Origin of the sequence: Microcystis aeruginosa NIES-2549, from assembly GCF_000981785.2 — a bacterium.
GTDB classification, from domain to species: domain Bacteria; phylum Cyanobacteriota; class Cyanobacteriia; order Cyanobacteriales; family Microcystaceae; genus Microcystis; species Microcystis aeruginosa_C.
The window spans coordinates 2,027,493-2,044,459 of the sequence record NZ_CP011304.1 but is presented as its reverse complement, the minus strand read 5'-3'; the positions used below and the strand labels follow the sequence as shown (position 1 = coordinate 2,044,459).

At 42.2% G+C, this 16,967-nt stretch carries 16 protein-coding genes; 9 read left to right on the top strand and 7 right to left on the bottom strand.

Translation table 11 applies throughout. The annotated features are described in order from the left end of the window. The first annotated feature begins 232 nt into the window (after window positions 1–232). From myaer_RS10050 to myaer_RS10025, 5 genes are all read left to right on the top strand, one after another. On the top strand, window positions 233–667 hold the full coding sequence (locus myaer_RS10050) for a VOC family protein (RefSeq protein WP_046661989.1): 435 nt from the start codon (window positions 233–235) through the stop codon (window positions 665–667). 135 nt (window positions 668–802) lie between these two features. Then, entirely contained in the window at window positions 803–2,581 is a 1,779-nt protein-coding gene (locus tag myaer_RS10045; RefSeq protein WP_046661988.1) for a S8 family peptidase, read from the top strand. 301 nt (window positions 2,582–2,882) lie between these two features. After that, a complete protein-coding gene (locus tag myaer_RS10035; protein ID WP_046661987.1) occupies window positions 2,883–4,091 on the top strand; it encodes an RNA-guided endonuclease InsQ/TnpB family protein in 1,209 nt (402 codons plus the stop codon). 156 nt (window positions 4,092–4,247) lie between these two features. Then, complete coding sequence (locus tag myaer_RS10030; RefSeq protein WP_046663685.1) at window positions 4,248–4,796, top strand: response regulator; 549 nt, start codon at window positions 4,248–4,250, stop codon at window positions 4,794–4,796. A gap of 319 nt (window positions 4,797–5,115) precedes the next feature. Beyond that, window positions 5,116–5,895 (top strand): DUF1350 family protein, encoded by a 780-nt coding sequence (locus myaer_RS10025; protein ID WP_046661986.1) that lies wholly within the window; start codon window positions 5,116–5,118, stop codon window positions 5,893–5,895. On the opposite strand, the gene myaer_RS10020 is transcribed toward myaer_RS10025, so the two are convergent. The 4 genes from myaer_RS10020 to myaer_RS10005 form a co-directional block, all read right to left on the bottom strand. Beyond that, the gene (locus tag myaer_RS10020) at window positions 5,892–6,605 is read right to left on the bottom strand and encodes a Uma2 family endonuclease (protein ID WP_046661985.1); all 714 of its coding nucleotides are present in this window, start codon (window positions 6,603–6,605) and stop codon (window positions 5,892–5,894) included. The two genes, myaer_RS10025 and myaer_RS10020, sit on opposite strands and share 4 nt — an antisense overlap. A gap of 38 nt (window positions 6,606–6,643) precedes the next feature. Then, the gene (locus tag myaer_RS10015) at window positions 6,644–7,897 is read right to left on the bottom strand and encodes an FIST signal transduction protein (protein ID WP_046661984.1); all 1,254 of its coding nucleotides are present in this window, start codon (window positions 7,895–7,897) and stop codon (window positions 6,644–6,646) included. 153 nt (window positions 7,898–8,050) lie between these two features. Continuing rightward, complete coding sequence (locus myaer_RS10010; RefSeq protein ID WP_002739519.1) at window positions 8,051–8,305, bottom strand: SemiSWEET transporter; 255 nt, start codon at window positions 8,303–8,305, stop codon at window positions 8,051–8,053. A 126-nt stretch (window positions 8,306–8,431) separates the two neighbouring features. After that, entirely contained in the window at window positions 8,432–8,932 is a 501-nt protein-coding gene (locus tag myaer_RS10005) for a L,D-transpeptidase (protein WP_046661983.1), read from the bottom strand. A gap of 163 nt (window positions 8,933–9,095) precedes the next feature. Between myaer_RS10005 and myaer_RS10000 the strand changes: the two genes are divergently transcribed. The 4 genes from myaer_RS10000 (at window position 9,096) to myaer_RS09980 (ending at window position 13,064) form a co-directional block, all read left to right on the top strand. Then, on the top strand, window positions 9,096–9,971 hold the full coding sequence (locus myaer_RS10000; protein WP_046661982.1) for an ABC transporter ATP-binding protein: 876 nt from the start codon (window positions 9,096–9,098) through the stop codon (window positions 9,969–9,971). Between the two features lie 485 nt (window positions 9,972–10,456). Then, window positions 10,457–11,260, top strand: coding sequence for an ABC transporter permease (locus tag myaer_RS09995; RefSeq protein WP_174236442.1), 804 nt, complete (start codon window positions 10,457–10,459; stop codon window positions 11,258–11,260). Beyond that, the gene (locus myaer_RS09990; protein WP_002781161.1) at window positions 11,261–12,016 is read left to right on the top strand and encodes an ABC transporter ATP-binding protein; all 756 of its coding nucleotides are present in this window, start codon (window positions 11,261–11,263) and stop codon (window positions 12,014–12,016) included. A gap of 616 nt (window positions 12,017–12,632) precedes the next feature. Continuing rightward, window positions 12,633–13,064 (top strand): DUF4278 domain-containing protein, encoded by a 432-nt coding sequence (locus tag myaer_RS09980; RefSeq protein WP_004163613.1) that lies wholly within the window; start codon window positions 12,633–12,635, stop codon window positions 13,062–13,064. A gap of 191 nt (window positions 13,065–13,255) precedes the next feature. On the opposite strand, the gene myaer_RS09975 is transcribed toward myaer_RS09980, so the two are convergent. The 3 genes from myaer_RS09975 to myaer_RS09965 are packed head-to-tail and all read right to left on the bottom strand — an operon-like array spanning window position 13,256 to window position 16,788. Beyond that, complete coding sequence (locus myaer_RS09975; RefSeq protein WP_046661980.1) at window positions 13,256–14,749, bottom strand: thymidylate synthase; 1,494 nt, start codon at window positions 14,747–14,749, stop codon at window positions 13,256–13,258. A 4-nt stretch (window positions 14,750–14,753) separates the two neighbouring features. After that, entirely contained in the window at window positions 14,754–15,377 is a 624-nt protein-coding gene (gene tmk, locus myaer_RS09970; RefSeq protein ID WP_046661979.1) for a dTMP kinase, read from the bottom strand. A gap of 25 nt (window positions 15,378–15,402) precedes the next feature. Continuing rightward, complete coding sequence (locus myaer_RS09965) at window positions 15,403–16,788, bottom strand: dihydrolipoyl dehydrogenase family protein (RefSeq protein WP_046661978.1); 1,386 nt, start codon at window positions 16,786–16,788, stop codon at window positions 15,403–15,405. Between the last annotated feature and the right edge of the window lie 179 nt (window positions 16,789–16,967).

Sequence of the window (16,967 nt, the reverse complement as noted above, 5' to 3'; positions counted from 1 at the left end):
GGTGTGGGGTTTTATCGATTTTCAGGGAAAAAGTGCCTAAAATTTCCCTGCGATTACTCTAAGAGTCGGCACTTTTTGATGTCAAAAAAGCCTAAATATATTATTCAACAAGGTTTTTTAGATTTATTCAGGCAACCCTAGGTAATTGCCAATTTCAAGAAAAAATTCCTGTAACAGTTGCCCCTCGATCGCTACAATGGAACCTAGTAGAATGCGGATAAACTCGATCGCCATGAATCAACCTGCAATTTTTCATCTCGCTATTCCGATTACCGATGTGTCCACCGCTAAAAGCTTCTACTGTGATGGTTTAGGTTGTTTAGCGGGAAGGGAAACCGAGAAAGCGATAATCTTAAATTTCTACGGTCATCAGGTAGTCGCTCACGTCACTGAAATGCCTCTTACTCCCCAAAATAGCATTTATCCTCGCCATTTTGGTCTAATTCTGCCAGATGCCAGGGATTGGGACAATCTTCTCGAAAAAGCACGAGTCAATCAACTAAAATTTTATCTAGAACCAAAAACTCGCTTTAATGGGGAGATAACCGAACATAAAACCTTTTTTCTGGAGGATCCTTTCTATAATCTCCTGGAATTTAAACATTATCGCCACTATGAAGCTATTTTTGCCAGTCGGCAATTAACAGTGATCGGCGATCGAGCTTAAAATAAACAACAGGTGACTTTTTTGTAACTGGTTAGTTCTATCTTCAACTGAGACAAAAATAGGGGAACTTCGAGCAAATTTTCTCATCAAAACTAAAAAAACCTTAGCTTGTAATGATAAATTCTTAGGAAATCTATGAAAAAAATTTTATTGTTAACCCTATTTATGCTCGGTCTAGGATTTGCTATCTTTAACTTTACTGGACTAGCACATCGGGGCGAGTATCAATCAATTTTAATCGACTTCAGGGACGATATACCCGTCAGCGTACTAGATGAACAGTTAAATGCTATCAACAAAAAAGCGGGAAAAACCACCAGTTTAAATAGTATTTTTTCCATCGATGAACATCTTTACACCGTGGCAGGAGATAGCAAACTCCTGAAAACTCTCCGCAATTCCGACGTTAAAAAATACACCGAATCGATCGAACCCGATTATATTTATCATGCTTTCATCGCCCCCAATGACCCCGACTATAGCAAACAGTGGAACCTGAGGGGGATAAATATCGAACGCGCTTGGGAAGAAAATCACGGTGAAGGGATCACCGTCGCCGTCATTGATACAGGTGTATCAAGAGTTCCCGATCTGCGAGAAACCGAGTTTGTGGAAGGCTACGACTTCGTCAACGATCGCAGCAATAGCGAGGACGATAACGGTCACGGAACCCATGTAGCGGGAACAATTGCCCAATCGACCAATAATAACTACGGGGTGGCCGGCATCGCCTACAAAGCCAAAATTATGCCCCTCAAGGTGCTTTCCGGGACGGGTGGGGGAACCGTGGGAGATATCGCCGAAGCGATCCGTTTTGCCGTCGATAATCAAGCCGATGTCATCAATATGAGTTTAGGGGGTGGAGGGGAAACCCAAGTAATGAAAGAGGCGATCGAATATGCCTATAGTAAAGGTGTGGTAATCGTCGCCGCTGCCGGTAATGGCGATGATAATTCCGCCGCCTATCCCGCCCGTTTTCCGCACGTTATCGGCGTTTCTGCGGTAGATGCCTCCGGAAATAAAGCCCCCTATTCTAATTTCGGGGCCGGAATCGATATTGCTGCCCCAGGCGGCTCCGATACGGGTAAAATTATCCAAGAAACCATCGATCCGGCTAAGGGAGGGGAACCGGCGTTCCTCGGTTTTCAGGGAACCAGCATGGCAGCCCCTCACGTTGCCGGCGTGGTAGCTTTAATCAAGGCTGCGGGAATTAAAGAACCCAATGCAGTTTTAGGGGTTTTGCAACAGTCGGCCCGTAAGATCAATGATGATCCCTTTAATCATTTTGGGGCCGGACAATTAGACGCGGGCAATGCCCTACAATTAGCCCTAAAAGGACAGATTACTTTCCGGGATTTTTGGCGTTGGTTGCGCGATAACGGTTATCTCAATCCTCGTTTCTGGATTGATGGCGGTGCGGTGGCAGTTTTACCCAAAATGGCTATGGTTTTGGGTTCTTATCTCCTCGCTTGGTGGCTGAGAAATTATTTTCCCTTCTCCTGGAACGGATTTTTGAATGCTGGTCTAATTTTTGGCAGTTCTGGCTTATTTTTCCTCAGAGGTCTTTATATCTTCGATTTACCCCAATGGCCTTTCCGAGTCATGGGGAGTTCTCTTTCCGACCTAGGAGGCGTTATTCAGGGAAGTTCTGTCCTTAATCCGCTTTTTGCCAGTGTTATCCTGCCTTTTGTCCTGATTGCTCTGCTTTTAGGTCATCCCCAAGCAAAATGGTTAGCGGTGGGGGTAAGTTTAGCCATGGCGGTGACTTTAGGGATCAGTGCTGTTATCGATCCTACTCTGGTCTGGTTAGGTTCTGGTAGGAGCGCTCAGGCATTTTTGGGCGTAAATGCGCTTTTATGTCTCGGTTTAGGTTATTTAGCCCTAAAAAGTGCTACTTCATCCCGATACGCTTAAACAGGGGTTACAATGGGACAATAAGGGTGATTTACCGATAAAAACCTCTTTGGTTTTGGTATCTTCCTTTTGTTTTGCATTGAGTTCTCCTACAACAGCAGCCTCGGACATTAACCGAGGTTTTTTCTTTATCTCAAATGTCGGGGTGAAGACCGTTCGGCTGAGCTCACGGCCGAAGCCCTTGCTTGAGCGCAACGGGATGAAACCCCGACCAATATAAAACAGCGAAGCACAACTAAAATCTTGACAATCCGATGCTCTACAGGTTAACTTAAAATAAGTTGTTTGAGGTCGATCAACAATGATTGTCTTAGAAATGAAAGCCGTGGTCAAACCAAGTCAATGTTCTGCCATTGATGAAGCTATTCGTACAGTACAATTCATCAGAAATAAGGCTTTAAGGCTTTGGATGGATGCCAAGAGAGAAGACAAAATCGATAAATATTCTCTCAATAAATATTGTGCAGTTCTCGCCAAACAGTTCAAGTTTGTCGATACTCTAAATTCTACGGCCAGACAAGCATCGGCCGAACGAGCTTGGTCAGCTATTGCCCGTTTCTATGATAATTGTAAGAAAAAGGTTAAAGGAAAAAAAGGTTATCCTAAATTTCAGAAAAATAATCGTTCTGTGGAATATAAAAACTCCGGATGGAAATTATCAGAGGATAGAAAGAAAATCACTTTCACAGATAAGAAAAACATTGGCACGGTTAAACTAAAAGGAACTAGAGACCTAAACTTTTACCCCATAGACCAAATTAAACGAGTTAGGATTGTTAAACGAGCAGACGGTTATTATGTCCAATTCTGTCTAAGTGTTGATATTCGGGAATATGCTAAACCGCTAGAACCGACTAAAAGATGTGTGGGATTGGATGTAGGTTTAAAAGTTTTCTACGCTAATAGTGATGGGGAAACGGTAGAAATACCGCAATACTATCGCCAGGCAGAAAAAAGATTAAACCGTCTGAATCGGAAAAAATCTAAAAAGTTTAGAAAAGGTCAACCCCAATCAAACAACTACCAAAAAGCTAGAAAGAGATATGCTAGAAAGCATTTAAGAGTAAGTAGGCAACGTAAAGGCTTTGTCGAAAAAGAGGCATTGCACGTCATTAAATCTAACGATTTCATCGCCTACGAAAACTTAAATATTCAAGGCATGGTAAAAAACTCTAAACTCTCTAAATCTATTAATGATGTGGCTTGGTCAACTTTTCGGCAATGGTTAGAATATTTTGGCTTTAAATATGGTAAGGCTACGGTAGCAGTAGCCCCCCATAACACGAGTCAAAATTGTTCTAATTGTGGTCAAAAAGTCCCTAAATCTCTATCGACAAGAACCCATATTTGTCCCCACTGTGGCTATGTAGAAGATAGAGATATTAACGCCGCTATCAACATTCTCAAAAAGGGACTAAGTACGGTAGGGCATACCGAAACTAATACGCTTGGGGAGAGATTCCCTCTGGTTTGGTTGGATACGTCCTGCCAGATTAAGGAAACTCGATGAACCAAGAATCTCTCGCATGAGCGCGACGGGAGTGTCAAGATGTATGTTAGTTTCTAAGGGTTTTTTGGGAATCCTCAATGCCTATGCCGAAAGTTTTCGCCAATATCCCCTCGAATCATCGAGTTTATCTATTGTCTCTTGTCTAAGGTGTCTATCGTGTCAAATCATAAAATTCTCGTTATCGATGACAGTAAAGTGATTAGGATGCGCGTTCGCGATATGTTACCAGAGGGTAACTTTGAATTCCTCGAAGCTAAAGACGGATTAGAGGGCTATAATCTCATCCGTACTGAAAACCCGAATTTGATTATTTTGGACTTCCTTCTCCCAAAAATGAGCGGTTGGGAGGTGTTTCAGCAAATCCAAAGCGAAGATAATCTCAAAAGTATCCCCCTAGTGTTAATGTCGGGAAGGAAAGAGGAGCTAGTAGAGAAAATACCCGAACCTTTCCAGTATTTTGCCTTTATTGAGAAGCCTTTCGACCAAAAACAATTAATACAAGCGATTAAAGAAGCGATAGCCAAGGCAAAACAGTATTCTCCCAAACCGACAGTTTCTAGCCCGAAACTAGAGGAACTCACTGGGGATTATAGCACCGATATTCAGACTCTCCATGCCCAAATTGCCCAAATGCAAACAGAAATGGAAACTATCAAGAAACAAATGTCTCAATTAGTGGCTTTTATTAAGAAAAAACTCGACTAGAACTATTCATCCCGATTTTTGATGACTTGGGTAAGCAGTTATCCTTATCCAGCCGTGCCAATCTCTGACTAATATCCTATCCCTTTTAAACAGGATTTAGTATAATATGAAGTGGTATTTATTTGGTGAGTGACTAAGTTATTAAGTAGGTAGGCGTTAAAAATTATCAGACACCACCCTTATCAAGGGGGGACTAAAGGTAGGGTTGATTCATGAATCAACCCTACTATGAATCAACCCTAGGACTAAGGAGGGATCGAACCTAAAATCTATTTTTAATTTAATTATAACCAGCTACTTAATTCACTGATAACTAATTATGAATTGGCAAGAAATAGCAGGTAATTGGGTTTTTCTCCCCCGTCGTCCCCGGGGTATCATTCACTTTTTAGGGGGGGCATTTGTGGCGGCAGCCCCGAATATTACCTATCGTTGGTTATTAGAAAGTCTTGGCAATTCAGGATACGCTATTGTCGCGACTCCCTTTATTAATACCCTCGATCACAAATCGATCGCCCGCACAGTTTTAAACCGTTTTGATAATATTATTGAACGTCTGCGCTGGAATCATAGTCTGCCCCAAGGTTATCTCCCCATCTACGGATTGGGTCACAGTATGGGTTGTAAACTACATTTATTAATCGGTAGTCTCTACGAAGTGGAACGGGAAGGAAATATCCTCATTTCCTTTAATAATTATCCCATTCGTCGGGCTATTCCTTTTATCGAACCTTTACAAATTGACACCACTTTTAACCTCGAATTTACCCCTTCCCCCGAAGAAACAAACGAGTTAATTTTCCAAGATTATGCCATTCGTCGCAATCTTTTAATCCGTTTTCAAGACGACACGATCGATCAATCGCTGGTATTAAATCCCCTGCTAAAAAAACGCTTTAATGATTTAATTGCCCTGCGAACTCTCCCGGGTAATCATCTCACTCCCTTGAGTCAAGATGTCAGTTGGCAAACCGGAGAAGTATTTACTCCCCTCGATGCGATCGGCCAATGGTTAAAACAGGGACTTGCCCGGGATAATTCCCGTCTCAAAGATGAGATTCTCCAGTGGTTAAATCCCGTTCTTCCCGCCTCTCGTTAGCTTTCCTCTAGATTAATCCCCAGGGCCCGTAATTGCGCCTCTAAGCGGGCTAATTTTGCCTCAGCTTCCCGGGCCCGTTGCCGTTCCTGTTGGGCTTGCTGTTCGGCGGTCCTGGCCCTTTGTTCGGCTAATTCAGCCTTTTGCTTGATTTCTAGGGTGGTCAAAAACCGCGAGCCATCGGGATAAAAAATAGCTAACTGGGGACTCTCCAGTTGAAAACGAATCTGTAGCCGCGGACTCAGCCAATTATCGATCGCAGGAATCAACTCCAAGTGATCACCCCTGCGCCACCAACCCTGTAGATAATTAGCATCGGGATCATAGAGATAATATTCTTCTACGCCAAAACGCTGATAAAATTGCCATTTTCGGCGCATTTCCGCTTTGGTGTTGCCCCGAGAGAGAATTTCAAAGACCACCTGCGGCGCAATCTGGTTTTCTAACCATTGCTTATAGGAACCTCGATCGCCCTTGGGTCTGCCAAACACCACCATAGCATCCGGCGCTTGACAAGTTTTATTATCCCCCTCGACGGGATACCACAACAGATCGCCGGCGATAAACACATGGTCATTCTCTGCGAATAAACATTCGAGATTTTCCTTAATCGTCACAATCCAGCGAAACTGTTTGGTATGATCGGCCATCGGTTTACCGTCACTATCGGCATAGATAATCTCCGACTCAGAGAAAGATTGGGCTTTTACCATCGTTCTACTCCCTAGCGTACTAACTATTTAGTATAGCCTTAAATTCCCTGACGAAAGAGGGCAAAAGCCGAGGTATAACCGTGTAAAAAAGTGCGACCGGCCACCGGCCCGATTTCCCCATTGCAAAAGAAACCGGCAAGGGGAACATTGGCGAAATAACGCTGAAAAAGACCCGAATCAAAGTCCGGTTTTTCGTAGAGATTTTCCCCGCGACCGAGACAGGAAAAGATTAAAGCACCTAGTACCTCTGAGCTATTAGGTTTGTCTCGGGGAAAAGCTTGCAGAAGTAATTCTAAATCTAGAGCGGAAGTGTCGGCATCGCGCAGGTGAAATTGTACCCGCTGCCCCGGACGAACTCGATCGCCAATTGCGATCGCACCTTGGCGAGGATCTACTCCCAAAACATTGCGAATTAAGAAATCCCCGGCCCGCAACTGCATTTTAAACTCATCCCTAGCAATACCGATAAAAAGGGAGTGTTGCGACAATTCTCGGTCTTTTTCGCTTAAGGAGGGGATTAAATCCCGCAGTAGGTTTAAAGGTGGTTGGGGAGTACCATCGGCCCCTTTACCGGTCATGGAGATGATAATATTGCGTTCTCCCTCACTCACCTGATAAATCGGTCCGATGGGACGACAACCCTGGGCGACGATAGTTTCGACGATAATATTGCCAGAAAGGGCGATTCCTACGGTTCCCTGACGATAGAGATAGGTATTACGCGGTTTTTTTTGATCGTGGTAGAATAGACCCCCAGAACGTTCGATCATGCCACCACTGACTAAACCGCCGATTTTGGCCGAACCGGGGTAGGCAAAATCCAAACCCTCTAACAGATCATTGATGCGACTGGAAAAAGGATCGGCTAAAAGGATAAATTGGGGATTTTTGGCCGCTTCTACCCCTAATAATTCTGTCCAACTAGAGGGGGAACTGTCGAGATCGGGCATTTCCGCCGCTTCGATATAGAAGGGCTGCACTTCCACATTGGGCAAATGGGCGACGGTGAGACTTAAAGCCGGACTCGCTTCGATTTCTCGCGCTTTTTCCCTCTCACCCATGCCGACAATCCCCGCCCCACCGCAGCCGATCAGCACAGGAACGGGGAGTTTATCCAAGATTAAGGGAACTAAACGGGGATAGTCGCTGGCATAGGCAGAAGAAATAAAAATTATGGCTAGATCTGCCGATCCAACTAACTTATCTTGCACTTTTTCTACTACCTCCGTCACCGCCGCTTCTAGGGAGGGACGGGTTGATAGGGCATTAATCCACTCGATGCGATTGCTCATGTTTCTTGACCCCAAATTTGGTCTCAATGGTCAAAGATGATTATCTTAACAATAAATTAACCTAAAAATCCTATCCGCGCCCCTAGATGGCCCAATAAATTGTAGAATTGTCATGACGTGAGCCAATAGGGCCGCAAGGGATTGTCAGTTATTTTAATCATATTTAATCTTAAAATAGAGAATTGTCCCCGCTAAGATAAAAGTAACAAAATTAGCGATAATAATCGGTTTACTGTTCATATAAAGGCCGTATATGAGCCAAAGAAAAACCCCCAGACAAAAGCAAATAAACATAGTTAGGGATAAGTCCTTAGCCGAACGATAACGCCAAGTTTTAATCACTTGGGGTAAAAAAGATACAGTGGTTAATATTCCCGCCACGATCCCGATTAGTTCAATAATATTCACCGATTATCCTCTTGGCTCAGTTTCTCTCATTTTAAACTGTTGACTATCTAAATTACTGGTTAAGACGGCTCTCTCGACATCATGGGGGTAAAGTGTTCGTAAATGTGACATTTTGTGCCATTGTTTCTATTGAGCGATTACTATCACTGAAGTGCCGATTTGTACCTTTTCAAATAAAGCCTTTATATCTCGATCTCGCATCCTAACGCAACCGTGGGAGACGGCCCGGCCGATGAGATTTTCTTGGGGTGTACCGTGAAAACCGATAAAATTCGCGCCATCGGTCCAAAATCCAATCCAACGCGCCCCTAAAGGGTTGTTTTTTCCCGATGGCACCAGTTGACCAGTGAAAGGATGTTCCCAGACTGGTTCCCGCACCATCTGAATCACCCTAAATTGTCCCGTCGGGGTTTCCCAACCCGGACGACCGATCGCCACAGGGTAAGAAGCGATTATTTTCTGTCCTTGGTAAACAAAAACTCGTCTTTTTTTTAAATTTAGCAGCAAACGGGTTTCCGTTCGGATTACCGTGGTTGCGGGGGGGGAATTACCGAGACTAATGGGGGGATTGAGGAAAAATTCCCCTATTCCTAGACATAAACACAGAATTGGCAGAAAAACTCCCATCGGATACCGGCAAAGTCAAGATTTTTTATCCGTATTCTAATCTGATTGTGAAGATGTCAAACCAAAGTCGATAGGAGTACCTTGAGAGGAAAGGATAAAATCGCCGTCAGTTAGGCTAATTCGGTTACACTAATCCATAGCTAGAATATTAACTTTTGTAACTATGACCGCCGCTATTGCTCTCGATCGCGTTTCTAAAATCTATAACAATCTGCCAGTAGTTAACGAGCTTTCCTTTGCCATCGAAAAAGGGGAAATCTTTGGTTTACTCGGTCCCAACGGTGCGGGAAAATCGACGACAATCCGCATGATTATCACTCTAACCGAAGCAAGTCAAGGAGAAATCGCAGTGGCGGGGTATGATGTCAAAAAATACCGCGATCAGGTGAAAAGAAATATTGGGGTAGTCTTACAACAGATTAGCGTTGATGGGGAATTAACCGTCTGGGAAAATATGGAATTTCACGGCCGGATGCACCATATCCCCAATCCCCAGAGGCAGGAATTAATCGATCGCTATTTAGATTATGTCAGTTTAAGCGATCGAAAATCTGCCCTTGCCAAAACTCTTTCTGGAGGGATGAAACGACGTTTACAGATTGCTCGCGCTCTTCTTCACGAACCAAAAATTCTCTTTCTCGATGAACCGACAGTCGGTTTAGATCCCCAAAATCGTCGTCGTTTGTGGGAAGTAATTCGGGATTTAAACCGGCAAGGAATGACAATTTTGTTAACCACTCACTACATGGAAGAAGTGGAATTTCTCTGTCAGGATAACGCCGCAGGAAAACCGGGCAGAATTGGCATTATGGATGCGGGCAAATTAATCGAATTAGGAACTCTAACGGATTTTCGTGCTAAGTATGGTGAGAGTTTAGTTATCAAACAAGTTGGCGATAAAATTGATTATAAATTCTTCCCCACCGTCGCTGATGCCAATGCCTATCTCGACACTTTGAGCGATAAAACTGGAGTAATGTGTCGCCCTTCCAACCTCGAAGATATCTTTGTGGAACTCACAGGACATCAATTAGATTAAATTCTTGGTTTAAGTAAGTAGTTATAATTAAATTGAAGATAAATCCCCCCTTAATCCCCCCTTAATCCCCCCTTAATCACCCCTTGATAAGGGGGGTGTCTGACAACTTTTAACACCTACCTACTTAGCTGTTAGGAAGTTGTTCAGTTATCGGTTTTTGACTCCAGTTTTTCTGAGATTAGCTCTGTTTAAATCGGCATTTCTTGACTTTTATCTGGTGTCTATTTTATTGGCAAACCTGCTAGAGTCTAGGTCAATTAGCTGAGGCTGTCCCTAAAAACCGAATTCAACCCTAAAAAAAGAGGCTTTTAGCGTTTTTTAAGCTTTTTGAGCCGGATAAATGGCCTAGTGGGGGAACTTTTTCCCGAGAGGGAGAGTCGTCGGGGACTGGATAAAAACTAGAGTCCCCCCTCGATCGATAGACAAAATTGACGTTAATCGTTTAGAATAAAGCACTGAATACTGACGAGATGACAATTATCCCTATGACCGATCTCCAAGCAAAAACTAGATGGTCAACAGCGCGGCGATATTACGAATTGCTTAGTGTTTTAGTGGAACGTAATCTCAAGGGACGCTATCGGGGTTCTTTTCTGGGGGTTTACTGGTCTTTGTTAAATCCCGTGATTATGACTGCACTATACACGGCAATTTTCGGCACGGTTTTCGCCTCTTATTTTGATAATTCTATAGTTAACTATGTCCTAGCGGCTTTCACTGGTTTAGTAGTAATAAATTTTTTTAATGCTTCCACTAACCAAGCCTTACCTAGTATCGTTGGTAATGGCAGTATTTTAAATAAAATTCGTCTGCCAGTTAGCATTTTTCCCGTTTCCATGGTAGTGGCAAATATTTTTCAATTTGCTATTAGTATCTTTCCCCTTTTGGTCATAGTAACTCTTTGGAAGTCTCAAAGTTTAATTAATGTAATTGCTCTGATTTTTCCTGTGATCGGTCTTTCTCTGGTTTGCACGGGAGTGGGTTTTTTTGTCAGTACCCTCTACGTTTTCTTCAGAGACTTACCCTATTTTTACGAAATTGTTTGTTTTGTCGCTTGGATTAGCAGCCCGATTTTCTATCCTCCAGAAATTATTCCTCCTTCCGTAAAACCATTCCTGCTATTAAACCCATTATTACCGGTAATCGAAAGTATTCGTCAATTGTCCCTTTCCCCGGGATTGCCAGATTTTGGTTTGATTTTTCAATCTCTACTTGGGGGGATTATCATCTTAGGAATTGGTTGGACTTGCTTCCGACTCTGGCGACATTTATTTATGGATTTATTATAAATGACAGAAGTAATTCGACTCGATCAAGTGTCTCTCGAAAGACGTACTCAAGAAGAATTCTCCTATGATCTAAAAAGGACAATCTTCTCTCTTCTTGAAGGTAAATATCGTCAACCTGCCAAAAAATTAGTTCTAGATGATATAGATTTAGTCATTAATTCTGGAGCAAAATTAGGTATCATTGGAGCTAATGGCGCGGGAAAATCTACTCTTTTAAAAGTCATTTGTGGTATTCTAGAACCGACAAAGGGACAGGTGAGAGTCAGGGGACAAATTGCCTCTCTAATTGAATTAGGAGCGGGTTTTGATCCAGATTTACCGGTAAAAGATAATATTATTCTCTATGGGGTAATGCTGGGATTTTCTCGTCAGGAAATGAAGGAAAAAACCAAAGATATTCTTGACTTTGCTGAGTTAGAAGAATATATGGGAGCGCCGGTGAAATCTCTTTCTTCTGGGATGGTGGCTCGTTTAGGATTTGCGATCGCCACAGAGGTTCACCCCGATATTCTTATTCTTGATGAAGTCCTTTCCGTCGGGGATGAAAGTTTTAAAAATAAGTGTAAACGACGTTTAAAAAAATTCTGGAATTCTAACGCTACTATTTTAGTAGTTTCCCACGATTTGACTTTAATTCAAGAGTCCTGTGACCAAGCAATTTGGCTGAATAAAGGCCAGTTGCAATGTCAGGGTACATCAGAAGATGTAATCAAGTTTTATTTGGATTCCGTGCATCAAAATGAAGTTAATTTTTAATTAAGTAGGTAATCTCAATTAATTTATCTACGTTTGGCTCTCTTGGGTTTGGTGGGTAAAATGTATTATAGGGTACATTCCTGCTGGCGGTCGCAACGCGCTCGCTACGCGAGACCAACTGGAACGAACCACAAAGACACAAAGGACACAAAGATTGATCGCTTCTAGATAATCTAAACTTATCACACAAAGAAGAAGAGAGCCTACGTTTTACTTAGTCGAAAACGTTGTAACTAAATAAAAAACCTCGGTGTCCAGCCGAGGTAGCGCTAAGTTATGTAGGAGAACTCAAGCAAATCTGTCAATGGGGTAAACCCAAACCCCGAAAACTTTTTTAAGCTAGTAGGCCAAGTTTTTTACCGTTGTCTCGGACTCAAGGAATCATATTCTGTCCGATACTCCCCGAAACAATCTTAACTGGCTTGCTGTCTTGGCTGTTTTGCTTTAACTTTTAGTTCATGTAAATAAATGTAACAATATTTTTACGAATTGTAAAGAAGAATTGACAAAATAAAACTTATATGAGCTATAAGCTGAGTTAATATTTTTCGCCGATCGAAGCAAGGGAGGTAATAATAGAGAGATTGGTTCACTAGCGTGACAAGGTGTACCCAGAATGTCCTATTTGTTTTTGTTACCACTGTTCACCGCTGCCTTGGCTGCCTATTTCTGGCAGAAGTCCAGCGATGAGATCGCTTATCTCGCCAGTGCCGCCACGGTAATCAGTTTAGTGTTGAGTCTGGTTTTAGCTCCTTGGCAGATTCAGCTATTAATTCTCTTGACAGTTGTGATTGTCGTCACCTTTTTATGGCAAGGACGAGAAGAGCAGAAGAATGTCCCCGTCCCCACTCCGGAAACCGCCGGCGAGAAAAAGTATCGTGGGGCCACCTATATGGAGCCAACAGTCGCCGAAGCTCCTGTCAAGGAGCGAGGGGGTAAATATCGCGGTGCGGAGGTTAAAATCACCAATAATCCCACGGTGGCCAACCCAATTCGCTCCTCATCTCTCAAATATCGCGGCGCTGGTTCGGCAAACAAGGACCAGTAATCAGTTATCAGTTATCAGTTATCAGTTATCAGTTATCAGATTTGAGTTTTCAGTTCACTGATTGGGTGCATCTTGTATTTGTGATTTTCTCTCACTTATGGTGAGCAGCAGAAGTTATTAAAAGAGGGCGAATGCAATTCGCCCCTACAATAATATTATTGAGATGCTCCCACTTCCTACTTCCCACTTATCTACTGGTCTTGAATATAAAGCTGATTATTTTTGAGACAATTGTATGCCTTTTGTAACTCGATTCCCAGATAACCGATATGTTCGGGAATAATTGCGGGATTGGTAGCGGCAATCTCGCGGATTAATTTCAGGGGATTTTTGCTTTGATAACAAGCGACAACTTCCCCGCTGCCGGGGGTAGTTTGTTGGACAAGAATTTGTTCTTTTTCCACAGAAATCAAAAAGTTACCACTAGGGTCAAAGAAATCGCGCTGATTGACAATTTTATCGTACTGGGTGGCGATTAATCGTTCGACATTTTCCCAAGTATCATCGTATATATGGGCCGATTGACTGATAGTAATTAATGGACCCATGGATAAATTGTAGTCGGAGCGCTTGCTAATCTCATCTCTAATATGTTGCTGTAAAGCACGCAATCCCATGGCATTTGCCGGCCAAGCGGCAAACATATCATTACTTCTAAATATTGCGGTGAGAGATAATTCATTTTCCACCACTCGCACCCAAATATGATTTAAACAGGGACTACCTCCCTTTTCGTGGTCTTTCACATCCCAGAGGGACATGACTGCACTAGCTGCATCAATTTCTGAGATTAATTTATTGATAACCTGTGCAATTTGGTCCCGGCCAAACCAAGAGCGCAATCTTTGACCATAGGTGTATTTAACTCCTTGGTGTATAGGGGAATCATCGAGAATTTGTCCGATATATTCCGTGAGAAAAGCTCTATCTATAGGCAAATAATTAGGTTCAGGAAAATAAAAGTCTGGGGGTTCATCGGTGACAACGGCCATTAGGTCAATTAATTCTTGCCATTTACCATCATATCCTGTGGGTCTAATTGTGCCGGTGGTTTTAATCTTTTGGAGAATTTTTACCCAAGTTTCGGCAATAGTTTTTCCTTCAATACGATGACCGTATCTTGTCCCAGGTAGCAGAGAAGGAAGATTTTCTAAGAGAGGAAAGATTAAGGGTTCTCCCCAAGTTGGTAAGGGAGATTGTTCTGCATAATTTTTGACAGTTTCAATCGCTTCTTGAATGGATTTAACTGGTTGATATTGAATCGATTGACGTAATTTTTCAAGGGTTTCTCGGTCAATTTCTTTGTCAATGTATCCCGTGATAGAAGAATTAATTAGCCAACATTCTCTACCTGTGTCACTTTTTCCTAGCTGGAATCCTTGACTAAAAAAGTCTAGTAAACATTGACAGCTACCGGAGTTTTTATCTTCCTTAGTCGCGTTGAGAATAACTAAATATCTAACGTGGGGATTTGCTATTAAGTTTCTCAGCAGGGGATTAATTCCTCTGGTGGGACTATAAAGATTGCCAATTACTGCGTATTGGTCGGGATTTAAATGTTTAGCAAGGGACTGTTTTACTGTCCATCCTGTGATAATTGCCGTTTGGCCGTGACCGCAGATTAATTGATTGGGTTTATAGTGGGGTTGGTAGATGAATTTAGGGGTGGTTTCTATACTGAGCATGGATTTAAATTAATCGGTCAAGATAATTAATAATATTTTGGTGAAGGTGTTCTATTGTATCATTGCCATCCAGTTGTAAACAATTATCTTTATATTCTTTAAATATCTGGAGAAACATCTGACGAACTTTCATTAACTTTTCTTGTTTTTCGTACACTTCTGTGATGGCTCGGTTTTTAATTCTTGCCAGAGAAATATCGGGAAGAACATCGATATAAATGACTAAATCGGGATTGGGAAAATGTTGATTTAACTGCCGAATAAAAGCCAATTCTTCGGGATTATTGCCATTGTAGGCCAGGGAAGAAAAATAATAACGCGTAGTGATAACGTGGGTTTGTTCTTGGTGAATAAGTTTAAAAACGCCATCCTGATCATTATATAAGTGATAATGGCGATCGGCTGCAAACAGATAAGCCATTTGTCGGTCAAATTGATTTTGATCTTGGATAGAAATAAGATTAGTTTGCATGATTTCTCGAATCAAACGACCGATGACTCCCTCGGAAGGTTCCGGACTTAAAACTGCTTTTTCCCCGCGCTTGAAAAAATATTCTTGTAGGAGTTTTGCTTGGGTACTTGTTCCCGATCCGTCAATACCTTCAAAGACAATAAACTTCGGTTTCATAATTTAATCTTCTTTTTCAATCTAATTATCTGAATAATTTTTTTAGCCAAGTTAACCAAGATTTTTTCTGGGGGATTAATTGCGTCATTTCTCCGATAATCTCTCCCATACTTCCCCAAGTATAAATATTTTTATTGAGGGATTGTATGGTTAGATTTTCTTGTAAAGCTAAACCGATGATACTGATCATTTCTGCTGCTTGATTACCGACTATTTGCGCTCCCAGTATTTTACCATCTTGTCGGTAGATTAACTGACAAAATCCCGTGGTTTCTCCCCAGATTTGCTGTGAGACCATATTTTTGATGGGATAGTTGATCATCTTTACCTCCTTACCATAGCTCTCCTGGGCCGCTTTTCCAGTTAAACCCACCCAAGCAATAGCCGGATCAAAAGCAATAAATGAGGGAATTTGATCGGGATTAAAGTTAAATTTTTCTCCCGTGAGCAGATGCTTGACTAACCCAAAAGCGGCCCGATGATTTAAAGTAGGATCGGGATAATTATTTCTGAGCAAATTTAGGGCATAAATGCGGGAATTATCGGTTTGTAGTTGCTGATTAACCCTGATTAGTCCTTGTTCTAGTTTAACTCCCACCCCAGCCAAATTTAATCCCTGTTCATCCACTTGATAATTACCAGCAAAAATCAGATCATCAACTTCGATCACACGATTGCCTAATTGTAACCATTTTTGACCCTCGATCGCTTTCACTTGACTAGGACAATAACCGGGTAAAATCTTAATTCCTTCCGCTTCTAAAATGACAGTAACTAAATGGGAAATTTCCCGATCAATATCCGGCAGTAGATAACTATCCTCGATAATTAAGCTAATTTCTTTCCCCAAACGTCGGAGAATTTGCGCTAAACTCACAGCCATGCTGCTGTTGCCAATAATCCCTAAATGTTGTCCCAACTTATCTAAATTTGGCTCTTGCCAAAGGGTTTGAGCGGTAAAATAATTAACTTCATCTAAGCCGAAAATTTTCGGTACTTGTGGATAAAAACCTGGGGCGATAAGATAGTGTTTAGCCAACAATTGCCGACCGTTAACCACGAATCCCAAATGGGGCAGCCGGACAAATTCCCCCCCACCCGGGATCACATCTATTCCTTCCGTGGCTAATCTTGCCAAAGAATGATTTTTATTAATAGTTTTATCCACTTCCTCTAACCATTGCCGCAACCGTTGCCATTGGGGATAAATGGCCGTTTCTTGCCAATGATTCAGCAGTTTATAGAGATGGATAATTTGGCTGTACCCCTTGCTAAAAACGTCCTCAGATGCCTCTAAATTGTCCCTAGAAGGCTGTTGCACTAAAGCCACCCTTTTTTTGAGGTGAACAGCCAACAAAGCCGCTTCTATCCCCGCAGGAGTGGCACCAATAATTACTAAGTCGTAAACCACAAATATAAAGTAGGAATCAGGAGACAGTATTCAGGAGTCAGGAGTCAGGAGACAGGAGACAGTATTCAGGAGACAGTATTCAGGAGTCAGGAGACAGTATTCAGGAATCAGGAGACGGTATTCAGGAATCGGAAACTTAACACTTAAGTAGGGAGGCACAATTATTTGTAGGATGGGTT